This window comes from Paenibacillus ginsengarvi (assembly GCF_003626695.1).
Lineage (GTDB): Bacteria > Bacillota > Bacilli > Paenibacillales > NBRC-103111 > Paenibacillus_AB > Paenibacillus_AB ginsengarvi.
Genome location: NZ_RBAH01000016.1, coordinates 138,893 through 161,461, shown reverse-complemented (window position 1 = coordinate 161,461; position 22,569 = coordinate 138,893). Strand labels below are relative to the sequence as shown.

The 22,569-nt window shown below is 58.2% G+C and carries 20 protein-coding genes; 19 read left to right on the top strand and 1 reads right to left on the bottom strand.

Annotation, left to right across the window (positions count from 1 at the left end):
- Positions 1–26: 26 nt before the first annotated feature.
- Together D7M11_RS21330 and D7M11_RS21325 are read left to right on the top strand one after the other, a co-directional pair.
- Positions 27–770: a ThuA domain-containing protein gene (locus D7M11_RS21330; RefSeq protein WP_120749282.1), complete on the top strand. Its 744-nt coding sequence runs from the start codon at positions 27–29 to the stop codon at positions 768–770.
- 28 nt (positions 771–798) lie between these two features.
- A complete protein-coding gene (locus D7M11_RS21325; RefSeq protein ID WP_120749281.1) occupies positions 799–1,860 on the top strand; it encodes a Gfo/Idh/MocA family protein in 1,062 nt (353 codons plus the stop codon).
- 332 nt (positions 1,861–2,192) lie between these two features.
- Here the strand turns inward: D7M11_RS21325 and D7M11_RS21320 are convergent, their stop codons facing one another.
- Entirely contained in the window at positions 2,193–2,447 is a 255-nt protein-coding gene (locus tag D7M11_RS21320) for a helix-hairpin-helix domain-containing protein (protein ID WP_120749280.1), read from the bottom strand.
- A 335-nt stretch (positions 2,448–2,782) separates the two neighbouring features.
- Between D7M11_RS21320 and D7M11_RS21315 the strand changes: the two genes are divergently transcribed.
- The 17 genes from D7M11_RS21315 to D7M11_RS21235 all read left to right on the top strand — a co-directional run bounded on the left by D7M11_RS21315 (position 2,783) and on the right by D7M11_RS21235 (position 22,542).
- Entirely contained in the window at positions 2,783–3,760 is a 978-nt protein-coding gene (locus tag D7M11_RS21315) for a Gfo/Idh/MocA family protein (RefSeq protein ID WP_120749279.1), read from the top strand.
- A gap of 122 nt (positions 3,761–3,882) precedes the next feature.
- Positions 3,883–5,013: a nucleotidyltransferase family protein gene (locus D7M11_RS21310; protein ID WP_120749278.1), complete on the top strand. Its 1,131-nt coding sequence runs from the start codon at positions 3,883–3,885 to the stop codon at positions 5,011–5,013.
- Positions 5,014–5,081: 68 nt separating this feature from the next.
- Positions 5,082–5,363 carry a hypothetical protein gene (locus D7M11_RS21305; RefSeq protein WP_120749277.1) on the top strand — a complete coding sequence of 94 codons (282 nt, stop codon included), beginning with the start codon at positions 5,082–5,084 and terminating at the stop codon, positions 5,361–5,363.
- 426 nt (positions 5,364–5,789) lie between these two features.
- Positions 5,790–7,283, top strand: a complete 1,494-nt coding sequence (locus tag D7M11_RS21300) for a sigma-54 interaction domain-containing protein (protein ID WP_120749315.1) — start codon at positions 5,790–5,792, stop codon at positions 7,281–7,283.
- Positions 7,284–7,328: 45 nt separating this feature from the next.
- Complete coding sequence (locus tag D7M11_RS21295; RefSeq protein WP_120749276.1) at positions 7,329–8,699, top strand: UTP--glucose-1-phosphate uridylyltransferase; 1,371 nt, start codon at positions 7,329–7,331, stop codon at positions 8,697–8,699.
- Between the two features lie 265 nt (positions 8,700–8,964).
- Positions 8,965–9,669 (top strand): CoA transferase subunit A, encoded by a 705-nt coding sequence (locus tag D7M11_RS21290; protein WP_120749275.1) that lies wholly within the window; start codon positions 8,965–8,967, stop codon positions 9,667–9,669.
- A gap of 20 nt (positions 9,670–9,689) precedes the next feature.
- Positions 9,690–10,346, top strand: a complete 657-nt coding sequence (locus D7M11_RS21285) for a 3-oxoacid CoA-transferase subunit B (RefSeq protein WP_120749314.1) — start codon at positions 9,690–9,692, stop codon at positions 10,344–10,346.
- Positions 10,336–11,139, top strand: a complete 804-nt coding sequence (locus D7M11_RS21280; RefSeq protein WP_120749274.1) for a 3-hydroxybutyrate dehydrogenase — start codon at positions 10,336–10,338, stop codon at positions 11,137–11,139. The genes D7M11_RS21285 and D7M11_RS21280 overlap by 11 nt, the downstream gene beginning before the upstream one ends.
- A gap of 75 nt (positions 11,140–11,214) precedes the next feature.
- Positions 11,215–12,177, top strand: a complete 963-nt coding sequence (locus D7M11_RS21275; protein ID WP_120749273.1) for a 3-hydroxyacyl-CoA dehydrogenase family protein — start codon at positions 11,215–11,217, stop codon at positions 12,175–12,177.
- The gene (locus D7M11_RS21270) at positions 12,174–13,361 is read left to right on the top strand and encodes an acetyl-CoA C-acetyltransferase (RefSeq protein WP_120749272.1); all 1,188 of its coding nucleotides are present in this window, start codon (positions 12,174–12,176) and stop codon (positions 13,359–13,361) included. The genes D7M11_RS21275 and D7M11_RS21270 overlap by 4 nt, the downstream gene beginning before the upstream one ends.
- Positions 13,362–13,546: 185 nt before the next feature.
- Complete coding sequence (locus D7M11_RS21265) at positions 13,547–14,776, top strand: MFS transporter (RefSeq protein WP_147433473.1); 1,230 nt, start codon at positions 13,547–13,549, stop codon at positions 14,774–14,776.
- A gap of 154 nt (positions 14,777–14,930) precedes the next feature.
- Positions 14,931–15,371 carry an NfeD family protein gene (locus D7M11_RS21260; RefSeq protein ID WP_120749270.1) on the top strand — a complete coding sequence of 147 codons (441 nt, stop codon included), beginning with the start codon at positions 14,931–14,933 and terminating at the stop codon, positions 15,369–15,371.
- A gap of 1 nt (position 15,372) precedes the next feature.
- Positions 15,373–16,305, top strand: coding sequence for an SPFH domain-containing protein (locus D7M11_RS21255; protein WP_120749269.1), 933 nt, complete (start codon positions 15,373–15,375; stop codon positions 16,303–16,305).
- 339 nt (positions 16,306–16,644) lie between these two features.
- The gene (locus tag D7M11_RS21250; RefSeq protein ID WP_120749268.1) at positions 16,645–17,622 is read left to right on the top strand and encodes an ABC transporter permease; all 978 of its coding nucleotides are present in this window, start codon (positions 16,645–16,647) and stop codon (positions 17,620–17,622) included.
- Entirely contained in the window at positions 17,623–18,495 is an 873-nt protein-coding gene (locus tag D7M11_RS21245; protein WP_120749267.1) for a carbohydrate ABC transporter permease, read from the top strand.
- Positions 18,496–18,565: 70 nt separating this feature from the next.
- The gene (locus D7M11_RS21240) at positions 18,566–20,155 is read left to right on the top strand and encodes an extracellular solute-binding protein (protein WP_120749266.1); all 1,590 of its coding nucleotides are present in this window, start codon (positions 18,566–18,568) and stop codon (positions 20,153–20,155) included.
- Positions 20,156–20,184: 29 nt separating this feature from the next.
- Entirely contained in the window at positions 20,185–22,542 is a 2,358-nt protein-coding gene (locus tag D7M11_RS21235) for a helix-turn-helix domain-containing protein (RefSeq protein ID WP_120749265.1), read from the top strand.
- Positions 22,543–22,569: the final 27 nt, after the last annotated feature.

Genomic DNA, 22,569 nt, shown 5'->3' with positions numbered 1-22,569 from the left:
GCAACCGGAAAGGATGTGCCATTGTCGTGATTCGCGTAACGGTATGGAACGAATACAGCCATGAGCTGCGGAAGGAAAAGGTGGCGGCGATTTACCCGAAAGGGATTCACGGCGCTATCGCGGACGGCATCGCTGGGCCGGACTTCCGGATTCGGACGGCGACGCTGGCCGAGCCGGAGCATGGGCTGACGGACGAGGTGCTGGCGGACACCGACGTTCTGATCTGGTGGGGGCACCGCTCGCACGAGGAAGTGGACGATGCGATCGTGGACAAGGTTTGCGCCCGCGTGCTCGACGGCATGGGCTTCATCGCGCTTCATTCCAGCCATTATTCGAAAGTATTCCGCAAGCTGATGGGCACGTCGTGCTCGCTGTTATGGCGAGTGGCGGACGAGAAGGAACGGCTGTGGGTCGTGAATCCGGCGCATCCGATCGCCCAGGGCGTAGGCCGCTTTTTCGAGCTGGAGCAGGAGGAAATGTACGGCGAATTTTTCGATATTCCCGAGCCGGAGGAGCTCATATTTCTTAGCTGGTTCCAGGGCGGGGAAGTGTTCCGCAGCGGCTGCACGTTCCGGCGGGGCCGCGGCAAAATCTTTTATTTCCGCCCGGGTCACGAGACGTACCCGACGTTTCAAAACAGCAACGTGCTCCGCGTCATCTCGAACGGGGTGAAGTGGGCGGCACCCGAGCCCGGGCTGGACGCCTTCGGCGAATGGCCTTCTCCCGCGCCGGCGCTGGAGCCGGTGCCGAACGAAAAGAAAAAAGGATAACGCCTAATATGGAAAGGGATGAGCACGTATGACACTTAGAGTAGGAGCGGTCGGAACGGGCGGTATGTTCCGCGGCGCGCATCTGCCCGCGTGGCAGGTTAACCCGGATACCGAGGTTGTCGCCCTGTGCGATACGAACAAGGAGGCGGCGCAAAAAATCGCCGACGAACACGGCATTACTTCCGTTTATACCGATTACAAGGAAATGCTCGCTCGCGAAAAGTTGGATATCGTCAACATTTGCACGCCGAACTTGTTCCATTCGGAAGTGGCGGTTGCCGCGCTGAAAGCCGGGAAGCACGTCTTTTGCGAGAAGCCCGATGCCGTCAGCCCGGAGGAAGCGGTGAAAATGGCCGAGGCGGCCAAGGAAAGCGGCAAGGTGCTTATGGTAATGCGCAACAACCGATTCCGGACCGTATCGCAGTTTTTGAAAAGTTATGCGCAAAAAGGGCATATGGGCGACATCTACACGGGACGCTGCGGTTGGATACGCCGAAGGGGCATTCCCGGCAAGGGCGGCTGGTTTACGACGAAGGAGCTTTCCGGGGGCGGTCCGCTGATCGATCTCGGCGTCCATATGATCGATCTGGCGCTGTGGTTTATGGGCAATCCGAAGCCTGTCGCGGTCAGCGGCTCGGCGTACACGAAGTTCGCGGAAACGGATCTGAGCGATTCGGAGCACAGCGCGTTCGGCTCGAAGCGCCAGGACGGCGTATTCGATGTAGAGGATCTCGCCTCCGGCTTCATCCGGTTCGAAAACGGTGCGACGCTGCAAATCGAGTTCAGCTGGGCGTCGAACATCGAACAGGAAACCCGGTTCGTAGAGCTGCGCGGCACGAAGTCCGGCTTCAGCCTGACGAACGAGGACTTGAAGCTGTTTACGGAGATCGAAGGGACGCTGTGCAACATTCAGCCGCAGATTGCCAAGAAAGGCAACGGGCACGGCGACAACATCCATCATTTCGTAGACGTGGTGCAGGGAAGGGTGGAGCCGGTGTTCCGGCCGGAGCAGGGCGTGGACATGATCCGCATTTTGAGCGCCATTTACGAATCGGCCCGCAGCGGCAGGGAAGTGCGCTTGGACAAATAAGGGGACAGTTCAGAGTCGGGGACTGTGCTGACTGATGGCTTGGCTGCGAAACGATAACGGAACTGTTTTCCGCTATTTACCTTTTCTGCACCATATTTTTGAATATAACGGAACCAAATTCCGTTATATCTCATGATTTCTGGCCATAACCAGGTATATTGGCGGAAATAGCGTACTTTTTTTCCGTTACCTTCAGCATTTCGTCACATTTCAAAACGATAGCGGAATTCATTGCCGCTATTCGCGATCAGGGCAATCTGCATAAGACCAAAAGAGCGGCGGCCGTTTAGGTATAACCTTGAACGGCCGCCGCTGTTCGTTCCCGTCGAAGCTTACGAGCGTTCTTCGTCGGCGAACGATAGGCCTTTCTCTTCGAGAGCGAGCCGAAGCTGCTCCATCGCCTTAGGGCCCATGCCATGCAGCTTCAGCAAGTCTGTCTTCTTGAGCTGGGCTAGCTGTGTCAGGCGCGTATATCCGGCCCCAACAAGTGCGCGGAGCGCCGGTTTCGCGAGAGAGGCGGGGAAATCGGAAACGGATTCACCGGCGCCGGGAGCGGAAGCTTGCCCGGCTCGTTTGGTTTCGCTCAAGCCTCATACCTCCATTCGGTGCGAACAATCGGCTGTTTGTAAAACTACTGACTGCCTAAATATACTATAAGACTCGTACATCCGATTGTAAAATGGGTACTTGCGGCGTCAACCGACTCTTACCATGCTGAGGGTCGCGGCTTTTGCACCGGTTGCTAGCGAAATCGCCGCGGCCAAAGTGGCGCTGACTTGAACGAGGAATCGCATCGCCGGCGATAATCTTAACGATCACATGGTGCGCGGTTCCTGACGCTTTTTTGTTGTTGACTTGTACGGGGCCCCGCATATAGTTAGAAGTAGCTGTACAAAAATTTCCATTCGGGGAGTGGAAGCTATTGACGAAACTAAGGTTCGGGTTTATCGGCACGGGCGGTATTTCGCATTGGCATGGAACGCAGCTTTTGGAATTGTCCAAGGATGTAGAGCTGAAAGCGCTTGCGGATCCCAGCGCGGACAGCAGAAGCCGGTTCAAACACAAATTCGGGCTGAACGAAACGGCGGAGTATGACGACTACCGCATAATGCTGGAGCAGGAGCGGCTGGACGCCGTCGTGATCTGCTCGCCGCATACGGTGCATTTCCGGCAAGCGATGGATGCGTTTGCAGCAGGATGCCACGTGCTCGTCGAGAAGCCGATGACCTGCTCGTCGCAAGAAGCCGAGGTGCTGCTTACCGCTGCCCGGGAGGCGGGGAAGCTGCTGCAGGTTTCGTATCAGCGGCATTTTCAGCCGGAGTTTTTGTACATACGGAGGGCCATTCAGGAGGGGACGATCGGCAAGCTGACTTCGGTTACGGCGTGTTTGTATCAGGAGTGGAAGCAGCTTACGGCGGGAAGCTGGCGGACGAAGCCGGAGCTTTCCGGCGGCGGCATGCTGATGGATTCGGGCAGCCATATTGTGGATATGCTGCTCTGGACGACGAATATGACGCCGGCGGAAGTGAAGCCGGTCATGCAGCGCCACGGCGCACCCGTAGAGATTGATTCGTTCACCGCCATCCGTTTCGCCGAGGGGGCCGTCGCCAGCCTGAACGTCGTCGGTTATGCCCAGGGCTGGCACGAGACGTATATGTTTTGCGGCGAGGATGGGGCCATTCAATATGACAATGGGCGGATCACGCTGCGAAGACTGGGGCAGGAGCCGGTGCGTCCCGAGCTGCCGCAGCGCGAAACGAATCAGGATAAAAGCTTCGTCGATGCAATCGCGGGCAGGCACGAGGTGCTGGTGCCAGGCGAATTCGCGCTAAAGGTTGTCCGCCTGACGGAGCAAATCTATAAAGCGGCCGGCTACGATCCTATCCAGGCGAATGATTGATTTGCGAACATTTGTTCGATATACTGGACATAGGATGTAGGCGGAGAACGGCGGAGTTGCAGTATGCGAAAGGAACTCGATCCGGCTCCTGCCTGAATCGGCAGTTTGCAAGGAGGCTGGATATGAAAATTTCATTGAGGCGGGTTGCCAAATACGGTTGCGCCGATTTTGCGCCCGTCCGCACTGCACTCCGTGAGATGGGGGCAAAATATGTCGCGCTGGAGCACCAGACGGACTACATCTTCGTCCGCCCCGATGCGGACGGGGGCAGAATTAAGGTAAGGGACGAGGGGCGCGGCTCCTGCCTCATCTATGTTTATGCCAGAAGCGCGAAAGAGAGCGAGATCGAATTCGATTATTACGAGTTCCGCGATCCGCAGCTTGTTTCTCTGCTGCAATCGTTGTATGGCGAGCCGGTTGTCGTTCGCAAGGAAAGGGAAATATGGAGCGATCGCGAGTTGGTATTCCATCTGGACCAGGTGGCGGAAGTGGGACAGCTTTTCGAAATCGAAGCGCTGGATCAGGCCGAAGCGGCCGCGGCGCAACCGTATATGGAGAAGCTCGGCCCCCTTATGCGTGGCAGGCTGGAAGGTTCCAACGAAGATCATCTGCGAAGCCGCAAGCGGAACCCGTCCGTCAGCAGTATACAGGCGGATAAGAGCGCCAGCCGCTTCGAACGCCAAGCGAAGCAGGTAACGGCGATTCTGAAGTCTAGCCCGCTGCTCGAAAAGCTGCTGTTTGAAGCGCCGAGGCTCGGACTTCGGAACTATTATATCGGCGCCGGCTGCATTGCCCAGACCATATGGAACAGCATGTGCGGCTTGCCGCCCGAATACGGCATAAACGATATCGATCTTGTTTACTACGATCCCGACTTATCCGCCGGGAAGGAGGAGCGCGTCGCACGGCAAGCGCGAGAGCTGTTTGCCGAACTGCCCGTCCGGCTCGATGTGAAAAATCAGGCCCGCGTTCATCTCTGGTACGAACGGCGTTTCGGTTACCCGATCCGGCCGTACCGTACGCTCGAGGAAGCGATCGACAGCTGGCCTACTACGGCCACCGCCGTCGGCGTGCGCGCGGATGGCCGCTACGGCGAGTGGAGCGTGTACGCCCCGTTCGGCCTGGACGACCTGCTCGGTTTCATCGTGCGCCCGAATAAAGCGCAAATCACGCAGTCCATCTACGAGCAGAAAGTATCCCGCTGGGTCGCCCTGTGGCCCGGGCTCTCGATCGTGCCGTGGAACTCCGATTAGCGGCACGTTAGCCAAGCCTCCCCTCATATACATAACAGACTACATCCAAGATGAGGGGAAGATGCAAGATGGCCGCATGCCAAGCCATGAAGTACCGCAACGTAAGTCCGGCCGTATTCCGTACGCTTCAATCGCTAGGCAAGAAGAAAGGGATTTCGATTCCGAACGCGCCTTCGGGCAGCTTTACGTTCCAGGTTGCCGGCATGAAGGTTGGCTTTCAGTATGCCTGGGATGCCGGAAGCGGCAGCCTCGTGCTGAACTGCGTGACCAAACCGCCGCTGCTGGGCTGTTCGACGATCAAAAGCTTCGCCGACAAAATCGTAGCCGAAAGCGGCGGCAAGTCGGCCTGAACATTATCGTGTAAAACGATCCGGCGATCACTTCGATCCCCGGATCTTGTTTTTTTATCGTTTTCGGATGGGAGCCGACCAGGGGGAGGGAAGCGGAAGCAGAAGTTCCGCTATCGCTAGCGGAACGCCGCTGAACCGGGCGATACCGGAAGCAAAAGTTCCGTTAAAGCCGCCGATAGCTCGGGTGGAGCCGGGCACATGGAGCAATAGAAGAAGTTTTGCTTCCTCTATGCAGGCTTAGTAGGCTCGCGAAGCAGCAATAACGGAACTGGCGGTTCCGCTGAGGCGGCGGGAGAGGAAGCGGAAGTTCCACTATAGCAGACGGAACGGTGCAGGGTTGAGCCTGCGATCGCTCCTTCTCGAAGTACGTCGAGAGAAGCTTTTCTTGCCGGAGACAGGGAAATGAAGCGATCGTATCGAATACATATGACGCTTGCATGGAATGGGGGTCATCAGGTGAGGATTCGCAGCAACGGATGGGTTCACCGGCTGCTCCGGCGGCGCGCGGCCGAAGGGCGGCAAATCGAACAGGAGCTGGCATTGTACAAATTCGCTCTCGAGAACGCTTACGAAGGGATCGTGGTCGCGGACGCCAAAGGTTACGTGCTGTCGGTGAGCCGGACGTATGCTTCCTTTCTGCAAACGGAAGTGGGGGCCATGATCGGCAAGCACGTAACGGAGGTCATCCCGAATACGCGTCTGCACATCGTCGCGGAAACGGGCAAGGCGGAAATCGCCGATTTGCAGCAAATTCACGGGCACTGGATGATCGCAAGCCGGATTCCGATCCGCAGCGGCGGCGAATTGATCGCCGTTGTCGGCAAAATCATGTTTCAGGATATCGACCGATTGTTCGAGATGAACGCCAAATACAGGGACGTGCTGCCCCATCTGCACTATGGCGAAGCGAAGAGCCGCGACGCATCCGGAGCCAAATACGGCATGGAGCATCTGATCGGGGACAGCGAGCCGATGCGCAGGCTGAAGACGATGGCGGTGAAGGTCGCGAAGAGCGGCAGCACCGTCCTCATCAGCGGCGAAAGCGGGACGGGCAAGGAACTGCTCGCCCATGCGATTCATCGGGAAAGCGATCGCCGCTTCGGCCCGTTCGTAGCCGTCAACTGCTCGGCCATACCGGAGACGCTGTTCGAATCCGAGCTGTTCGGCTACAAGGAAGGGGCGTTCACCGGGGCCAGGCGGATCGGGAAAAAAGGCAAGTTCGCCCAGGCGGGCAAAGGCACGATTTTTCTGGACGAAATTGGCGAACTGCCGCCAGCCCAGCAGGCGAAGCTGCTTAGAGCGCTGCAGGAAAAAGAAATCGAGCCGGTCGGGGCGGACAAGCCCGAGCCGATCGACGTCCGCGTCATCGCCGCGACGAACCGGGATTTGGAGTTGCTTGTTACGGAAGGCAAGTTTCGCCGCGATTTGTATTACCGGCTTCACGTCATTCCGCTGCATATCCCGCCGCTTCGGGAGCGGATGGACGATTTGCCCGCGCTGCTTCGGACTTTGCTTCCACAGCTGGAGGGGGAGACCGGCATCCAGGTCGAGCGCGTCAGCGAGCCGTGCGAGCGGCAGCTGCTGGCCTACGATTGGCCGGGCAACGTGCGCGAGCTGCGAAGCGTGTTGGAGCGGGCGCTGTATATGATGGACGGCTCGGTGCTGGAGTCCGTCACGCTGCCGCGGCAAGCTCCCGTCACCAAGGCGGAAGGCCGGCCGCAGAAAAACGCGCCGCTTATGGACGGCACGGGCTCCTGGAAAGAGAGAATGGCCGAATACGAGAAGAAACTGCTGGTAGAGGCGCTGGAGCGTTCGAAAGGCGACAGGCGGAAGGCGGCCTCGCTGCTCGGCATGAGCAAATCCAGTCTATACCAGAAGGCGGAACAGTACGGAATCGGCGACGAGCCGGGCTCCGAATGAACCAACAAGGACGAATATCCGGGCAAAGGAGCTGGCGAACTTCGCATGAGCGATCGATACGAACAAACGGCTAGACTCGCGGCCGAATACGGACAGGAGCATTTGCTGCGCTTTTATGACTCGCTTTCCGATGATGCGAAGACGAGACTGCTGGACCAGATCGAACGACTCGATTTTCCGGCAATAGCTGCGCTGGCGAGCGAGGCCGCAGGAAGCTTGGCTGCTTCGGGTGCACTAGCCCCTATTGAAGCGCTGGATATGGAGTCTATGACGCCGGAGCAGCGGGAGCTGCTGACCGAGAAAGGGTGGAGCCTGCTGCGCGAAGGCAAGGTCGCCGCACTGGTCGTCGCGGGAGGGCAAGGAAGCCGCCTCGGGCATGATGGGCCGAAAGGGACGTTCGACATCGGGCTTCCGTCGGGCAAGTCGCTGTTTCAATTGCAGGCCGAGCGGCTGCTCGGATTATCCGCCCAAGCCGGGCGAACGGTTCCGTGGTATGTGATGACGAGCCCGGAAAATAACGCGGAGACGGTCCGCTTCTTCGACAGTCACGGCTGCTTCGGCTATAAGCCGGAAGACGTGTATATGCTGGAGCAGCAGGCGTTGCCGTCGCTCGACGCTTCGGGCAGAATCTTGCTGTCGGCACCGGGCGAGATCGGTCTCGCGCCAAGCGGAAACGGCGATGCGTTCGCCTCGCTGAAGCGATCCGGGGCGCTGGCGGATATGCTCCGCAGAGGCGTCGAGTGGGTGTTTTATTACAATGTGGACAACGCGCTTATCCGTATAGCCGATCCGCTGTTTGTCGGAGCCGCGGCGTTTTACAACAACCCGATCGCAACGAAGGCTGCGGACAAAACGTTTCCGGAGGAAAAAGTAGGCATCCTCGTACAAAAGGACGGCAGGCCGGCCGTTGTGGAATATACGGATGTGCCGAAGGAGCTGCTGTACGAAACGGACGGCGGCGGGCAGTATGTGTACCGGCTCGGCAACTTGTCGATCCATCTGTTCCGCCTCGATTTTATACAGCAGTACGCCGATGCGGGAGTTCCTTATCATGCTGCGCACAAAAAAATCGCGACCGTTGACGAGAAAGGCGAGCGGCTTGTGCCCGAAGCGCCGAACGCCTATAAATTCGAAACGTTCATTTTCGACTTTTTCCCGCTGGCCGAGCGGATGACTGTACTGAAAATACGCAGAGAGGAAGAGTTTGCGCCGGTCAAAAACAAAGACGGAGACGACAGTCCGCATACCGCCCGCCGCCTCCTTTTCGATTTGCACCGCAAATGGCTGGAGCAGGCGGGCTTCAAGCCGCCCGAAGGACGAGACATCGAAATATCGCCCCTCGTCTCGTATGCGGGCGAAGGACTCACGCCGGAAATCGTACGTTCGTTCGCGGAGCAAACCGACCGGAAGCGGTAGAACGGTCTCTGCTGAGCAAGCGAAGCGGCATCATAGATCGAAGGACGCGGTGCGGCCACCGGGTCCTTTTTGCCGTAAACAATGTTTATCCTTTCCGAAATTTCGGATGAAATTCCGGAATCATGGAAATCCCCATTCTTGCTGCAGCCCGACTCTCCGCTGTTTCCTTTATCCGGCGCGCCTGGCTGCTTTTTTTCGCGTTTAGGCAATTGGCACGGTTCTTGCTTGTATATTTTTACGTAGCCTTTATTAAAGGAGTGATCGTATGAGCAAGCCGGTTTACGCCGATTATGGCGAAGCGGTAGCCGACATCCGCGATGATGCGACCGTTATGGTCGGAGGGTTCGGACTGGTCGGCATTCCGGAGCATTTGATTTTGGCGTTGGCCGAGTCCGGCGTCAAAGGGCTGACCGTGATTTCGAACAACTGCGGCGTCGACGATTGGGGGCTCGGGCTGCTGCTGCGGCGGAAGCAGATCAAGAAAATTATCGGGTCCTACGTCGGCGAGAACAAGGAGTTCGAGCGGCAGATGTTGTCCGGCGAGCTGGAGGTCGAGCTTGTGCCTCAAGGGACGCTGGCCGAACGCATCCGGGCCGGCGGGGCCGGTATTCCGGCGTTTTACACCCCGGCGGGAGTCGGTACGCCGATCGCCGAAGGGCGAGAGGTTCGGCAGTTTGGCGGCCGGACGTATTTGCTCGAGCATGCGCTGAAGGCCGATTTCAGCCTGATTCGCGGCTGGAAGGCGGATCTTGGCGGCAATGTCGTATACCGGAAGACGGCCCGCAACTTTAACCCGGTCATGGCCGCGGCGGGCAGCGTAACGATCGCCGAGGTTGAGCAGCTTGTGACGACGGGGGAGCTTGACCCGGATACGATTCATACGCCAGGCATCTATGTGCAGCGGCTGGTCGTCGGCGCGCAGCAGAAACGGATCGAGAAACGGACGACGAGGGGAGGCGAAGCAGGATGAACGCTGCCGGTAAAGACGCGATGCAAACGCTTCGGGAAACAATCGCCAAACGGGCCGCCCGCGAGCTTGCGAACGGCTATTACGTCAATTTGGGAATCGGCATGCCGACGCTCGTTGCGAACTATATTCCGGACGGCATGAAGGTGAGTTTGCAGTCCGAGAACGGTTTGCTCGGTATCGGGCCTTATCCGCGTGAGGACGAAGTCGACCCGGATTTGATCAATGCCGGCAAGGAGACAGTCACCGCCCTGGAAGGGGCCGCCTTCTTCGACAGCAGCGAATCGTTCGCGATGATCCGCGGCGGACATATCGATCTGGCGATTCTCGGGGCGATGGAAGTGTCGGGCGACGGCGATCTGGCCAACTGGCTCGTGCCGGGCAAGATGGTGAAAGGAATGGGCGGCGCGATGGACCTTGTGCACGGGGCGAAGCGAGTCGTCGTCATTATGGAGCACGTTACGAAGAACGGCCAGCCGAAAATCGTCAACTGCTGCAGCCTGCCGCTGACGGGCGAACGAGTCGTGCACCGGATCATTACGGACAAAGCCGTCATGGACGTGACGGAAAACGGGCTGGTGCTGCGCGAGGTGGCGGCGGGCTGTACCGTCAGCGAGGTGCAGAATACGGTCGAGCCGGTGCTCCATGTAGACGAACAGGTGATTACCGATGCTTACTGAGCGCGGAGCCGCGGGGGAGCTTAGCGGCAAAGTTGTGTTCCTCACGGGGGCGGCCGGCGGCATCGGCTACGCGATCGGCGAAGCTTGCGCGGAGCAGGGGGCATCGGTCGTTATGAGCGACCTGCATGCGAAGGCGGCGGAGGAAGCGGCGGACCGATTGACGAAGCAAGGGTATGACGGCATCGGAGTCCGCTGCGACGTTTCCGATGAGAACGATCTGATCCGCGCGCTGGACTATGCCTGCGAGAAGTACGGCAGGATCGACGTCCTTGTCAACAACGCCGGTATGCAGCACGTCGCCATGCTGGAGCAGTTTCCGACCGACACGTTTGAAAAAATGGTGCGACTTATGCTGACCGCTCCTTTTATGGCGATCAAGCATGTGTTTCCAGCGATGAAGCAGCGGCAGTTCGGACGCATTCTCAATATCGCCTCGATTAACGGGCTCGTCGGCTTTGCCGGAAAAGCGGCGTATAATAGCGCCAAGCACGGCCTGATCGGGCTGACGAAAGTGGCGGCGCTTGAAGGGGCGGCACATGGCATTACCGTTAATGCATTATGCCCGGGTTATGTGGATACGCCGCTCGTCCGCGGTCAATTGGACGATTTGGCGCGCAGCCGGCAGATCGACCCGCAGCGCGTGCTGGAGGAGGTCATTTATCCGCTCGTGCCGCAGCGCAGGCTGCTTTCCGTCCGCGAGGTCGCCGATTACGCCGTGTTTTTGGCCAGCGGCAGGGCGGGCGGCGTGACCGGTCAAGCGATCGTCATCGACGGCGGCTATACGGCGCAATAGCGCTTGCGGATACACGGATCAGCCATATAACGGCTGAAGCCATCTTGCGGCGAAACGCCGGAAAGGAGTTTTACGATGACTGTAAGTATTGCCGTTCTTGGCGCCGGAACGATGGGAAGCGGCATTGCCGAGCTGTTCGCCGCGCACGGATTCCCTGTCGCGCTTTACGATCCTAACGGCAGTGTCTTGTTTAACGTGCGGCAGCGGCTCTCCGAACGCGGAATAAGCGTTGCCGCAGCGGAGGGGGAGCCCGCAGCATACGGCGATGCGGCGAAGCCTGCGTTTGGGACGGGCAGCGTCCGCTTGTCATCGGAGCTTGCAGACGCAGTCAAGGGGGCCGGCTTCGTTATTGAGGCCGGACCGGAGAAGCTGGAGACGAAGCGGGAGCTGCTGCACGCTATCGCGCCGTTTTTGGCCGATGACGCCATTGTGGCCTCGAATACGTCAACCTTGCCGCTGGAATCGCTGGCACAGGGACAGACGTTTGCGAACCGGCTGCTCATCGCCCACTTTTTCAACCCGGCGACGGTTGTTCCGCTTGTCGAGGTAGTCGGACTTCCGGATACGGAGCCAGGTGTCGTCGAGCGCGCGGCAGCGCTGATGGTTAGCTGCGGCAAAGCTCCCGTCGTGCTGAAGAAAGACTGCCCGGGCTTTATCGCCAACCGGCTGCAGGCGGCGGTGCTGCGGGAGGCATGCCATCTGCTCAGTTGCGGCGTAGCGGATGCGGAGCAGATCGACCGGGCGATGACGGAAGGGCCGGGACTGCGCTGGGCGCTGAACGGGCCGTTTGCGATCGCCGATTACGGCGGACTCGACATTTGGGAGAAAGTGACGAGCAATTTGTTTCCTCTGCTGGGCGGGGACCGGGAAGCGCCGGAGGTCATCTCGGCCAGCGTCAGGCAAGGACATCTCGGCTTCAAGAGCGGAGCCGGATTTTACGAATATGGAGACGGGGAAGCGCGGCAGCGGGAAGCTTCGAGACGGGAGCAGGCGCTGCTTCAATTGATCCGGGGGCGAAAAGGAGAGAGCGAATCATGACAGAGCAGGTGTATATACTGGAAGGAGCCCGGACGCCGTTCGGCGCATTCGGGCAATCGCTGCGGCAGGTGAGCGCGACCGAGCTCGGTCTGCACAGCGCGAAGGAGGCACTGCGCCGGGCCGCCGTGGAGCCGGGGAGCGTCGAGCAGGTCGTATACGGCAACGTCATTCATTCGGGAACGGACGCCTCGTATACGTCCCGGCATATCGCGCTGAAGGCGGGAATCCCGGTGGAAACGCCGGCACTGACCGTGAACCGGCTGTGCGGCTCCGGGATGCAGGCGGTTATTTCCGCCGCGCAAATGATCCGGCTCGGAGAAGCGGGCGTATGCCTCGCCGGTGGCACGGAAAATATGTCGCTATCGCCGCACGCCGATTTCACGAGCCGCTTCGGCGGAATGAAGCTCGGCAATTTGCAACTGGAGGATATGCTGCTGCATACGCTGACCGATGCTTATATCGGCTGCGGCATGGGAATGACCGCGGAGCGGCTCGCCTCGCGCTACGGCATCTCCCGGGAGGAGCAGGACGAGCTCGCGGCTCTGAGCCATCTGCGGGCGGCGAAGGCGGCGGATGACGGCGTCCTGGCGGAGGAGATCGTCCAGGTGGAGGTGCCCGGCCGCGGCGGACCTGCCCAGGTAGGGCTGGACGAGCAAATACGCCGCGATACGTCGGCTGCGCTGCTGGCCAAGCTGAAGCCGGCCTTCCAGCGCGACGGCGGTACCGTAACGGCGGGCAACGCCAGCAGCATTAACGACGGCGCAGCTTCGCTCGTGCTGGCCGGGAATAGCCGGCTGCAGGGACGGAAGCCGCTCGCGCGGATCGTTTCATGGGGAATCGCCGGCGTGGAGCCGGACGTGATGGGCATCGGCCCCGTTCCGGCGGCGCGAATGGCGCTGGCGCGAGCCGGACTCGCCGTAAGCGATATGGACGCGGTCGAGATCAACGAAGCATTCGCCGTGCAGTATTTGGCCGTGGAGCGCGAGCTGGGTCTGGATCGCGAGAAAACGAACGTGAATGGCGGAGCGATCGCGCTCGGCCATCCGGTCGGAGCGAGCGGAGCGCGCATCTTGCTGACGCTCGCTTACGAGCTGCGGAGAAGGAACCTGCGTTACGGACTGGCAGCGCTATGCGTCGGCGGAGGCCAGGGCGTCGCGGTCGTTCTTGAGCATAACCCGGAGTAAGGAACAGAGCAGCCTAACCCCCGATACCCCTATTCGCATCGGCAAATAGGGGTTTTTGGCGCGGTCGAAATTTGTCGCTCGGACCCACTAGCCGAACACCGCAATCGATCGTATACTTAGCGTTGGGCATCCGCGTATGCCCGTATATGGCAGCCGGCTACAATCGGGCGGAAAGAGGCAACAGCATGTCAGACGCGCTTAGAAGATGGCTCATTATGAACATGATGAGCTATACGATTTTCGTTTATGTCGGGATCTTTATCAACTTGTTTATTTGGGAGAAAAACCGCCTTATATTCGAAGTCGCCTGGTACAATTTGATTTTGTATGTATCTTGGGCTTTCGCTTTCGCCTTCGCGGCTTACCTGCTGTCGAAGACGACGATACGGACACTGCTGGCGGTATCGGCAGTCGCCGGGGCGGGCGCATTTGTCATCCTCACGTTCCTCGAGCTGGATAACCGGATGCTGTGGATCGCATGCATCGGAGTGCCGGTCGGCATCATGTACGGCTTTTTCTCGTCGGCGCAAAATTTGAGCGTTTCGATGAGCGGCACGAGCGCCGAGCTCGGCCGTTACTTTTCGACGGCAGGCAGCATCCAGCAGGTCGTTACGCTGGCAGTCCCGTTATTGTCGGCGATTATTATAGCGTACGCCGGTTATTTCGGCACCTCGATCCTCATGCTCGTGTTTCTTCTGGGCATGCTTGCCTTTTCGTTCCTAATGCCGAAAATATCGCTGAACGTCGAGGGCGGCGAGGCGGACCGTCCGTCCATGCTCTGCTGGCTGTGGCGGCAGCTTAGGCGCAAGCCGGGACTGCGGTGGCATTCCGCGGCGAACCTTGCGGCCGGCGTCTTTTTGCAGTTTCAGCAGCTGTTTCTGCTCGTCTTTACGTTCAGCGTAACCGAAAACAAATTTTGGATCGCCGGTCTGAACGGTTTATATACGCTGGCGACGCTCGGCGGCTTGTACGTGTACCGCCGGTATGCGCTGAAAGATTTTACGCTGCTGTTCGTCGGCTGCGTTCTCGTCACGTGCGGCTTCCTGATCGTGCTTTTCCCGGCGAAGCCGGTGCTCATCGTCTCCAATCTGCTTACGGCGGTTGGCATGTTCTGCGTTATCGCCGCTTGGAACACGCTGCAATTCAAATGGATCAAGACGTTCAAGGAGCGTGAACAGGCGAACCTGCTCGTCTGGAGGGAAACGCTTATATGCGTCACGCGGATCGGTACGCTGCTGATCGTCTTGTCCGTCGACGATATTCGCGGCGGGATGTTTATAGCTCTAATTGTTGTCGCTCTGTTTAGCCTGCTCGCCTTGCCGTATTTCGAATACCGCGCGAGGAAGATCGGGCAGCGGGAGAAGGCCCATCGGGACGAAGCCTCCAATATGCGCGAGCAAGCAGGAAATGTGTAAAATGGTGACGAATAAAGTCATGAACATACCGGGTGGTTTTTGGACATAGGTTGGTTATGGTGGGAAACGAAACTATTTTACTTTCGGGGGAGCCCCCAGCTTCCGAGCCTGGACTTCACATTGTGGGGGATATTAAAAAAAGGGGGGATGCTCTATGGAACTTTGGGCGATATGGCTCATCGTGGCCGCCGTGCTGCTTGTGATCGAAATGATGACGCTGACGTTTTATTTGCTGTGGATTGCGATTGGCGCTGTCGTGGCGGCTGCCTTAGCTCTATTCGTCACGGACTCCTTCGTTTGGCAAGTGCTGCCCGGCTGCGCGGTCGTGCTCGTGTTAACCACGTTCACGAAGCCGATCACCCGTTATTTCCGTTCGTCGAAAGGGTTTAGTGACGCAGTCGACGAGCTGGTCGGCAAGCCGGGCATCGTGTTGGAGCCGGCGGAGGAAGGAAAGCCCGGCATCGTCAAGGTGGGAAACGAGACGTGGAGTGCGGTTTCGATTACAGGCGAGCCGCTTGCGCAAGGCGACACGGTCGTTGTCGTCGAAAGGGGAAGCGCTACACTCCGGGTCGATAAATGGAAAGGGGAGGTTTAGTATGGGTAGCATACTTGTCATCATTGTTATTATTCTGGTTATTGCGGTAGCGGCGCTTTCGATCAAGATCGTGCCGCAGCAGCGGGTCGGCGTTGTGGAGCGGCTCGGCAAGTTCAACCGGCTGCTTACGCCGGGCGTCAACATTTTGGTGCCGATCATCGATCACGTGCGCACGTATCACGATCTGCGCATCCAGCAGGCGAACGTGCCGCCGCAAACGGTTATTACGAAGGATAACGTGCAGGTGCAGATCGACACGATCATTTTTTACCAAGTCACCGGTCCGGAGCAGGCTACGTATGGCATCTCTGATTACGTGTATGGGGTGCGCAACATTTCGACCGCTACTATGCGGCAGATTATCGGCAAAATGGAGCTGGACGAAACGCTCTCCGGCCGCGAAAAAATATCGACCGACATTCGCGTCGCGCTCGACGAAGCGACTGAAAAGTGGGGCGTGCGGATCGAACGCGTCGAGGTCATCGACATTCAGCCGCCGACCGACATTCAGGAATCGATGGATAAGCAGATGAAGGCCGAGCGCAGCAAGCGGGCGATCGTGCTCGAGGCGGAAGCGGCCAAGCAGGATATGATTTTGCGCGCCGAGGGCGACAAGCAGAGTAAAATTTTGAAGGCCGAAGGCGACAAGGAAGCGCGCATCCGCGAGGCGGAAGGCTTGCGCCAGGCGCAGGAGCTGGAGGCGCTCGGTCAGGCGAAGGCGATTCAGGCCGTTGCGGAGGCGGAGAAGCGGCGCATCGAGCTGCTGCGCGAAGCCGGGCTTGACGAGAACGTGCTGACGTACCGTTCGCTGGAGGCGCTGTCGGACATTTCGAACGGGGCGGCGAACAAAGTGTTCATCCCGACCAAAGCAGTCGAGACGCTCGGTTCGATCGGGGCGCTCGGCGAAATGCTGAAGGCAAGCAAGAAAGAATAACGTTGTTTATGAAGCCAGTCGGCAAGGAGTCTGCATTCGCGCAGGCTCCTTTTTTTGCGTCCTAAGACAAGCTGATCTGCAGCCGGACTGAGTTTTGCTGAAGCTTCAGCTGCTTTTTTCGGATGCGGCAAGCCCGCCGAAGCGCCATTTTCCCCCGCCCGAACAAAAAAAGAAGACGATCGCAAAAAAGGAAGGGGTGCCCGGCGAAAAGGGGAGTGACCGAATAAAAAGTGGTGCTTTCCTGTGGCGCCCCGCGGCTGGTATGGTCAAAACGACGATTCGCCGGTCGCTCCGTCTGAGGGCAAGAGCATGCGACTCGTCAAGAAAAGGAGGAGGGATATGGACCAAATCGCCGACTACTCGGCAAACACGCAATCGAAAGAAGCGTCGGCGTTTGCCGGCCCGAAGCCGAAATCGGATTGGCGCAAACGGCTGCGCCGGGATCGGATGCTTTATATGCTGCTCGTTCCGGTGGTGATTTACTTCGTGCTGTTTAAGTACGCGCCGCTGTTCGGCGAAGTGATGGCGTTCAAAAATTACCGGCTCGCCGACGGCATCTGGAACAGTCCGTGGGTCGGGCTGCAGCAGTTTCGCAAGCTGTTTACGAGCCGCGATTTTTGGCTCATTTTAAGAAACACGCTGCTGCTCAATTTGTACATTCTCGTGTTCGCCTTTCCGGTGCCGATCGCGCTCGCGATCATGCTGAACGAGCTGCGGAAGGAATGGTACAAGCGGCTGCTGCAAAATTTGCTGTACATCCCGCACTTCATGTCGTGGATCGTACTCGGCAGCATCGTCATCGCGCTGCTGTCGCCAAGCACCGGCATCGTAAACGCCCTGCTCAAGCTTGTCGGGCTGGAGCCGATTTATTTCATGGCCAGCACGTTTTGGTGGCCGGTCGCCTTCATCGGCTCGAGCATATGGCGGGAAGCGGGGTTCGGCACGATTTTGTACCTCGCCGCCATGGCGTCGATCGATTCGCATCTATACGAAGCGGCTGCGATGGACGGCGCGCGCAAATGGCGCCAAATATGGCACGTAACGCTACCGGGCATCCGCAGCACCGTAGCGATCCTGCTCGTTCTGCAAATGGGCCGGATGATGGATGTCGGCTTCGAGCACATCTACGCGCTGCAAAATTCGACTGTAACCGCCGTATCCGAAGTGATCAGCACGTATGTGTACAAGCGCGGCATCGTCGGCCTGCAGTACAGCTACACGACGGCGCTTGGCCTGTTTCAATCGGTCGTGTCGCTTATTCTGGTCGTAACGGTCAACCGGCTCATCCGGGCGATGGGAGAAAGGGGGTTGTGGTAAATGAGCGGTTCGTCGCGCTGGTTCGGACGATTAAACGCTTTCCTGCTTGCGCTGTTTGCGCTCGCCACTTTGCTTCCGTTCGTGAATATGATCGCCGTATCGCTCAGCAGCAGCCGGGCGATCAATGCCGGCGAAGTGTCGTTTTGGCCGGTTGATCTGAGCCTCGACGCATATGTAAACCTGATCGCCGACGGACAGCTGCTGGTGGCGATGAAAAATACGATCGTTATTACCGTCGTCGGCACCGCGCTGAACATGCTGTTCACCATTATGGCGGCGTATCCGCTGTCGAAGCGGCGTCTTAAGGGGAGAAACGTCATGCTGATGGGCGTCCTGTTCACGATGCTGTTCGGCGGCGGTTTGATCCCGAACTTTTTGCTCGTCGGCGCTCTGGGCTTGATCGATTCGTATTGGGGCTTGTGGCTGCCCGCGCTCATCAGCGTCTACAACATGTTCGTTATGAAAACGTTTTTCGAAGGGCTTCCCGAGGAGCTGGAGGAATCGGCGGCGATCGACGGGGCCAAAGAGCTGACTGTGTTGTGGAAAATCATTCTCCCGCTGTCGCTGCCGGTCGTCGCCGCCTTGACGCTGTTTTACGCGGTAGGCTGGTGGAATTCCTATATGAACGTGCTCATTTACATCAAAAGCACCGACAAGCTGTCGCTGATGGTGAAGCTGTACCAGATGCTTGAGAACGTAAGCTCGCAGCTGCTCAATACGACAAACGGCGAGGGCGTCCAGCAGGCGTCGATTACGCCGGAGAGCATTCGTGCCGCGTCGATCATAATTGCGATCGTACCGATTTTGTGCGTATACCCGTTTTTGCAAAAGCATTTCGTCAAGGGTGTTTTGATGGGGTCGGTGAAAGGGTGAAGCGAAACGTTTCTACCTGCCGCTTTACCGAACTGTAGTACAATGAAATGAAAAGGGGAGGAATCTTCAGATGAAAGCGCATTCGAACAAATGGGTGAAAGCCGCGCTCCCGCTCTTGCTGGCGGCCGTCGCCGCTTTGGCGGGCTGCTCCAAAGGGGGATCGGAAGGAGCGGCCGGGGATGGCGCGGGGTCCGGCGGAGACAAATACGACAAGCTGCCGAAGGAAGTCAGCGTCTCGATGTTCGACCGGGGGCAAGTCTCGAGCGACGAAGGCACATACGAGGAAAACCGCTGGGTCAAATGGATTCGCGAGCAGTCCGGCGTGAATGTGAAAATCGTTCCGGTTCCGCGCAACCAGGCGCAGGATAAGCTGAATGTGCTGATTGCCTCGAACCAGGCGCCCGACCTGATCTGGGAGTACGACCGGAATTATATCGGCAACCTCGTGACGCAGGGCGTCATTCAGCCGATCGACGAATATATCGAGAAATACAGCACGTCGTACAAAAAATATTTGCAGGAAAACTCGGACTTGAAGCCGTATATAAGCTTCGACGGCAAAATGTATGCGGCTACGACAAAGCGAACGGTAAGCTCCGTCGCAAACCACGGCATGTGGATACGGCAAGACTGGCTCGACAAGCTGAAACTGAAAACGCCGACGACGATGGAGGAGCTGATCGCGGTCGCCCAGGCGTTCAAAGACGGCGACCCCGACGGCAACGGCAAAGCCGATACGGTGCCGATCATCGGCTACACGACCGGAGACGCGTACAACGCGATGCACGGCATCACCTGGGTCGACTGGTATTTGGAAAACGGCAAAATGAAATACGGGCCGACGACGGACCGCTACGGCGATTCGCTCGCCACGGAGAAAAAAATATACGAGCTCGGCCTCGCCGACAAAGAATATTTTACCGACAAAGACAATTCCCGCGCGAAGCAGTTGTGGACGACCGGCAAAGCGGGCATCTGCCTATGCCAGTGGGGCGGAACGACGTCCGCGATGGTGAAGGATTTGCTGCTGAACGATCCGGCCGCGAAGCCGGTTCCGCTCGAGCCGGTGGCGACGAAATACGGCAAATACGGCTTGTATCAGGAAACGCCGGCGAACATATACGTCGCGTTCAACAAAAATATGAAAAATCCGAAGGCGGCCGTGCAATATTTGGATTGGCTCGTCGACAAGGGCTGGTTCCCGCTGACGTACGGACAGGAAGGGGTTCACTACAAGCTGGTGAACGGCATCCCGCAAAAAACCGACGCCGACAAATTCAAAAAAGAAGTGGCGTATGCCGCCGAATATGCGGTGCTGAAGCCGCTCGTCGAGAAGCCGGAGGATTTGCCGGTCAAGGCGGCGCAGGATGCCCTGTCGCAGCAGATCGCGAAGCTCGAGGTCGAATCACTCAAGACGGCGCTCAAAAACAAGTTCCGGCGTGACATTCCGTACCAGCCGAACATTATCGAAATTAACGAGCTGAAAGCTTCGTTCCAGAAAACGATCGACGAAATCCGCGCGAAAACTGTCACGCAGCCGAATTATTCGGCGGACAGTGCGCTCGGCGACATCCGCAAAGAGTGGAAGCGGCTCGGCGGCGACAATGCGGAGAAGCTTGCGCAGGAATGGTACGACAAACATAAAGCCGATTTCAAATAAAAGGCGATGGCGGAAGGGGGGAACGGGAAATGGGCATGTTTCGGTACCGGTCTACGAAACGAACGGTTTTCGTGCTTGTCGCGCTCCTGTTCCTCGTCGTTTCCGTCATCTCGTTTTTGTCGTACAAGGTGACGACAAGCCGGCTCAAATACGAGCTGACCGACACGCATATGGCGCTGCTAGGGCAGATCGAGCACAAAATGGAGCTTATGCTGCAAATCATCGACAACGAGACGATTCAGATGCTCGGCACGGACGAAGTGAAGATGTTTTTCGACGCCGGATACGACCGCGACGAGGCGCGCGAAAACGACTACCGGCTGAACGCGCTGCTGAACCGCATCATTAACGGCGGGGAGTATGTGTTTTCGATCGATTTGTATTCATACAGCCGGAAGCGGCTGTTTTCCAACAATATGCTGCTTGACTCGGACATCCCCGACGATTATCAATGGATATCCCAGTTCGAGCTGTACGAAGGATATTCGAACTGGCTGACAACGCGGCGGCTGTCGATTGGCGGCTCGTCGTTTCCGATTTATCGCAATGTCGCCACGCTCGTCCGTACGTATCCGCTGATCCATTCGACCGGTTATCGGCGCGGCGCCGTCGCCGTCAACATCAAGGAGGAGTCGCTGCACGCGCTGCTGAGCGATGCCGAGCACAGGGAGCTGGGCGAGACGTTTATCGTCGACGCCCGGGGGACGATCGTCTCCCACGCCGACAAAACCAGGCTCGGGCGCGATGCGAGCGAAACGCCGGTCGTCTCCGGCGTTCTGGGCGAGCCCGGGGAAGGCTACTTCCGCACGAAGTCGGGCGGCCAGGCCAGCACCGTCTTTTACGTCACATCGGCGTTTACGGGGTGGAAGATCGTCAACGTGGTACCGGAAATTCAGTTGAATAAACCGCTCGCGAACATTCGCAACGTCCTCGTCGTCGTGGCTGCCGCACTGTTCGCCGCTGCGGCGCTGCTGGCCGCGTTCGTCGGTTATTGGACGCTGAAGCCGTTCAACCGGTTCGTCGCCAGCCTGTCGGGCAAGCTCGGGAAACACCCGCGCTATGCTGCGGATGGCGCCGGCCACGGCAACGAGTTCGCTTACTTTGAAACGGTCGTGCAAACCATTCTGGCCGACAGCGAGCAGCTGCAGAAGCAGATCAAAGAAACGAAGCCGATCATGAAATGGCGGCTGCTGACGGAAATATTGACGCAATACCCGCCGAATTCGCGCGATATGCGCCAGGTGATGGATTTGGTCGGCCTTCAGCTGCATCCGAACCATTTTATCGTGTTAAGCGCGGAATTCGACCGCAAGTCCGAAATCGCTTCTTCAGCCGATCTGCATCTGTATGCCTACGCGCTTTGCAATGTGGCGGAGGAGCTGATCAACGCGGAGAGCCGCGGGGCGGCGATCGAATGGGACGACGGCCGGTGTGCGATCTTGATCAGCTTCGAGGACGACGACGAGGAGATGCATTCGGTAAGGGCCGTAGCGGTTGCGGATATGCTGAAGCAGTTCGCCGAGCAATATTTCCGCCGGACGATTACGATCGGCATCGGTGGCGAGGTTCGGGAGATGCGCGACATTCCGCTGTCGCACAAGCAGTCGGTGGAGGCGCTCAAATACAAGCTGGTTTTGGGCAACAACGCGATTATTTCCGCCGACGACATCCAGGATTACCGCGCCGGGGAATTTCATAAGCTGCTTGCCATGACCGACAGCATCATCGATTCGCTCAAGCTGCCGGACGAAGACAAGCTGCGCCAGCAAGCGTGGAGCTGGTTCGAAGCGATGGCTTCCTCCGCGACGCCCCCCGACGTCATCAAGCAGCTCGTCGTGCAGCTGCTCATGAAGGCGGCCGGGGTCGCCGGCGAGCTCGGGTTAAGCCAGGATGAGCTTGTGCCGACGCAAAGCTTGCAGGAGACGCTGGCGCAGCACGAGACGCTGGAACAAATCCGTTCGTTTGCGATCGGCATGCTGACCGGTCTGATCGAACGCATCCGCCAAAAACGCGCCAGCCGGGAAAAAACCGAGACGATCGACAAAATTACGCGGTTTATCCGCGACAATTACATGCACGGCGACATGTCGCTTAACTATTTGTCGGAGCGGTTCCGGTTAAGCGTCTCCCATCTGAGCAAAATGTTCAAAGATTATACGGGCGGCAATTTCATCGACTACTTGATGGAAATCCGCATCTGCAAATCGAAGGAGCTGCTCGCGGAAACAAACGGCAAAATCCGCGATATCGCCGAAGCGGTCGGTTATGCGAACGTCAACAGCTTTACGCGCATTTTCAAAAAAATGACCGGTCTGACCCCGAGCGAATACAGGGAGGCGGAATGGGCCAAACGAGGCGCAGACAATCGGCCGGACGAGCTGGAATGATCCGATGCGAGATTTTGGAGGTGCATG

Bases quoted from the DNA above. Each gene is read 5' to 3' on its own strand.
- D7M11_RS21325 (WP_120749281.1), top strand. From the start codon at position 799: ATGACACTTAGAGTAGGAGCGGTCGGAACGGGCGGTATGTTCCGCGGC.
- D7M11_RS21310 (WP_120749278.1), top strand. From the start codon at position 3,883: ATGAAAATTTCATTGAGGCGGGTTGCCAAATACGGTTGCGCCGATTTT.
- D7M11_RS21305 (WP_120749277.1), top strand. From the start codon at position 5,082: ATGGCCGCATGCCAAGCCATGAAGTACCGCAACGTAAGTCCGGCCGTA.
- D7M11_RS21300 (WP_120749315.1), top strand. From the start codon at position 5,790: ATGACGCTTGCATGGAATGGGGGTCATCAGGTGAGGATTCGCAGCAAC.
- D7M11_RS21295 (WP_120749276.1), top strand. From the start codon at position 7,329: ATGAGCGATCGATACGAACAAACGGCTAGACTCGCGGCCGAATACGGA.
- D7M11_RS21290 (WP_120749275.1), top strand. From the start codon at position 8,965: ATGAGCAAGCCGGTTTACGCCGATTATGGCGAAGCGGTAGCCGACATC.
- D7M11_RS21285 (WP_120749314.1), top strand. From the start codon at position 9,690: ATGCAAACGCTTCGGGAAACAATCGCCAAACGGGCCGCCCGCGAGCTT.
- D7M11_RS21280 (WP_120749274.1), top strand. From the start codon at position 10,336: ATGCTTACTGAGCGCGGAGCCGCGGGGGAGCTTAGCGGCAAAGTTGTG.
- D7M11_RS21275 (WP_120749273.1), top strand. From the start codon at position 11,215: ATGACTGTAAGTATTGCCGTTCTTGGCGCCGGAACGATGGGAAGCGGC.
- D7M11_RS21270 (WP_120749272.1), top strand. From the start codon at position 12,174: ATGACAGAGCAGGTGTATATACTGGAAGGAGCCCGGACGCCGTTCGGC.
- D7M11_RS21265 (WP_147433473.1), top strand. From the start codon at position 13,547: ATGTCAGACGCGCTTAGAAGATGGCTCATTATGAACATGATGAGCTAT.
- D7M11_RS21260 (WP_120749270.1), top strand. From the start codon at position 14,931: ATGGAACTTTGGGCGATATGGCTCATCGTGGCCGCCGTGCTGCTTGTG.
- D7M11_RS21255 (WP_120749269.1), top strand. From the start codon at position 15,373: ATGGGTAGCATACTTGTCATCATTGTTATTATTCTGGTTATTGCGGTA.
- D7M11_RS21250 (WP_120749268.1), top strand. From the start codon at position 16,645: ATGGACCAAATCGCCGACTACTCGGCAAACACGCAATCGAAAGAAGCG.
- D7M11_RS21245 (WP_120749267.1), top strand. From the start codon at position 17,623: ATGAGCGGTTCGTCGCGCTGGTTCGGACGATTAAACGCTTTCCTGCTT.
- D7M11_RS21240 (WP_120749266.1), top strand. From the start codon at position 18,566: ATGAAAGCGCATTCGAACAAATGGGTGAAAGCCGCGCTCCCGCTCTTG.
- D7M11_RS21235 (WP_120749265.1), top strand. From the start codon at position 20,185: ATGGGCATGTTTCGGTACCGGTCTACGAAACGAACGGTTTTCGTGCTT.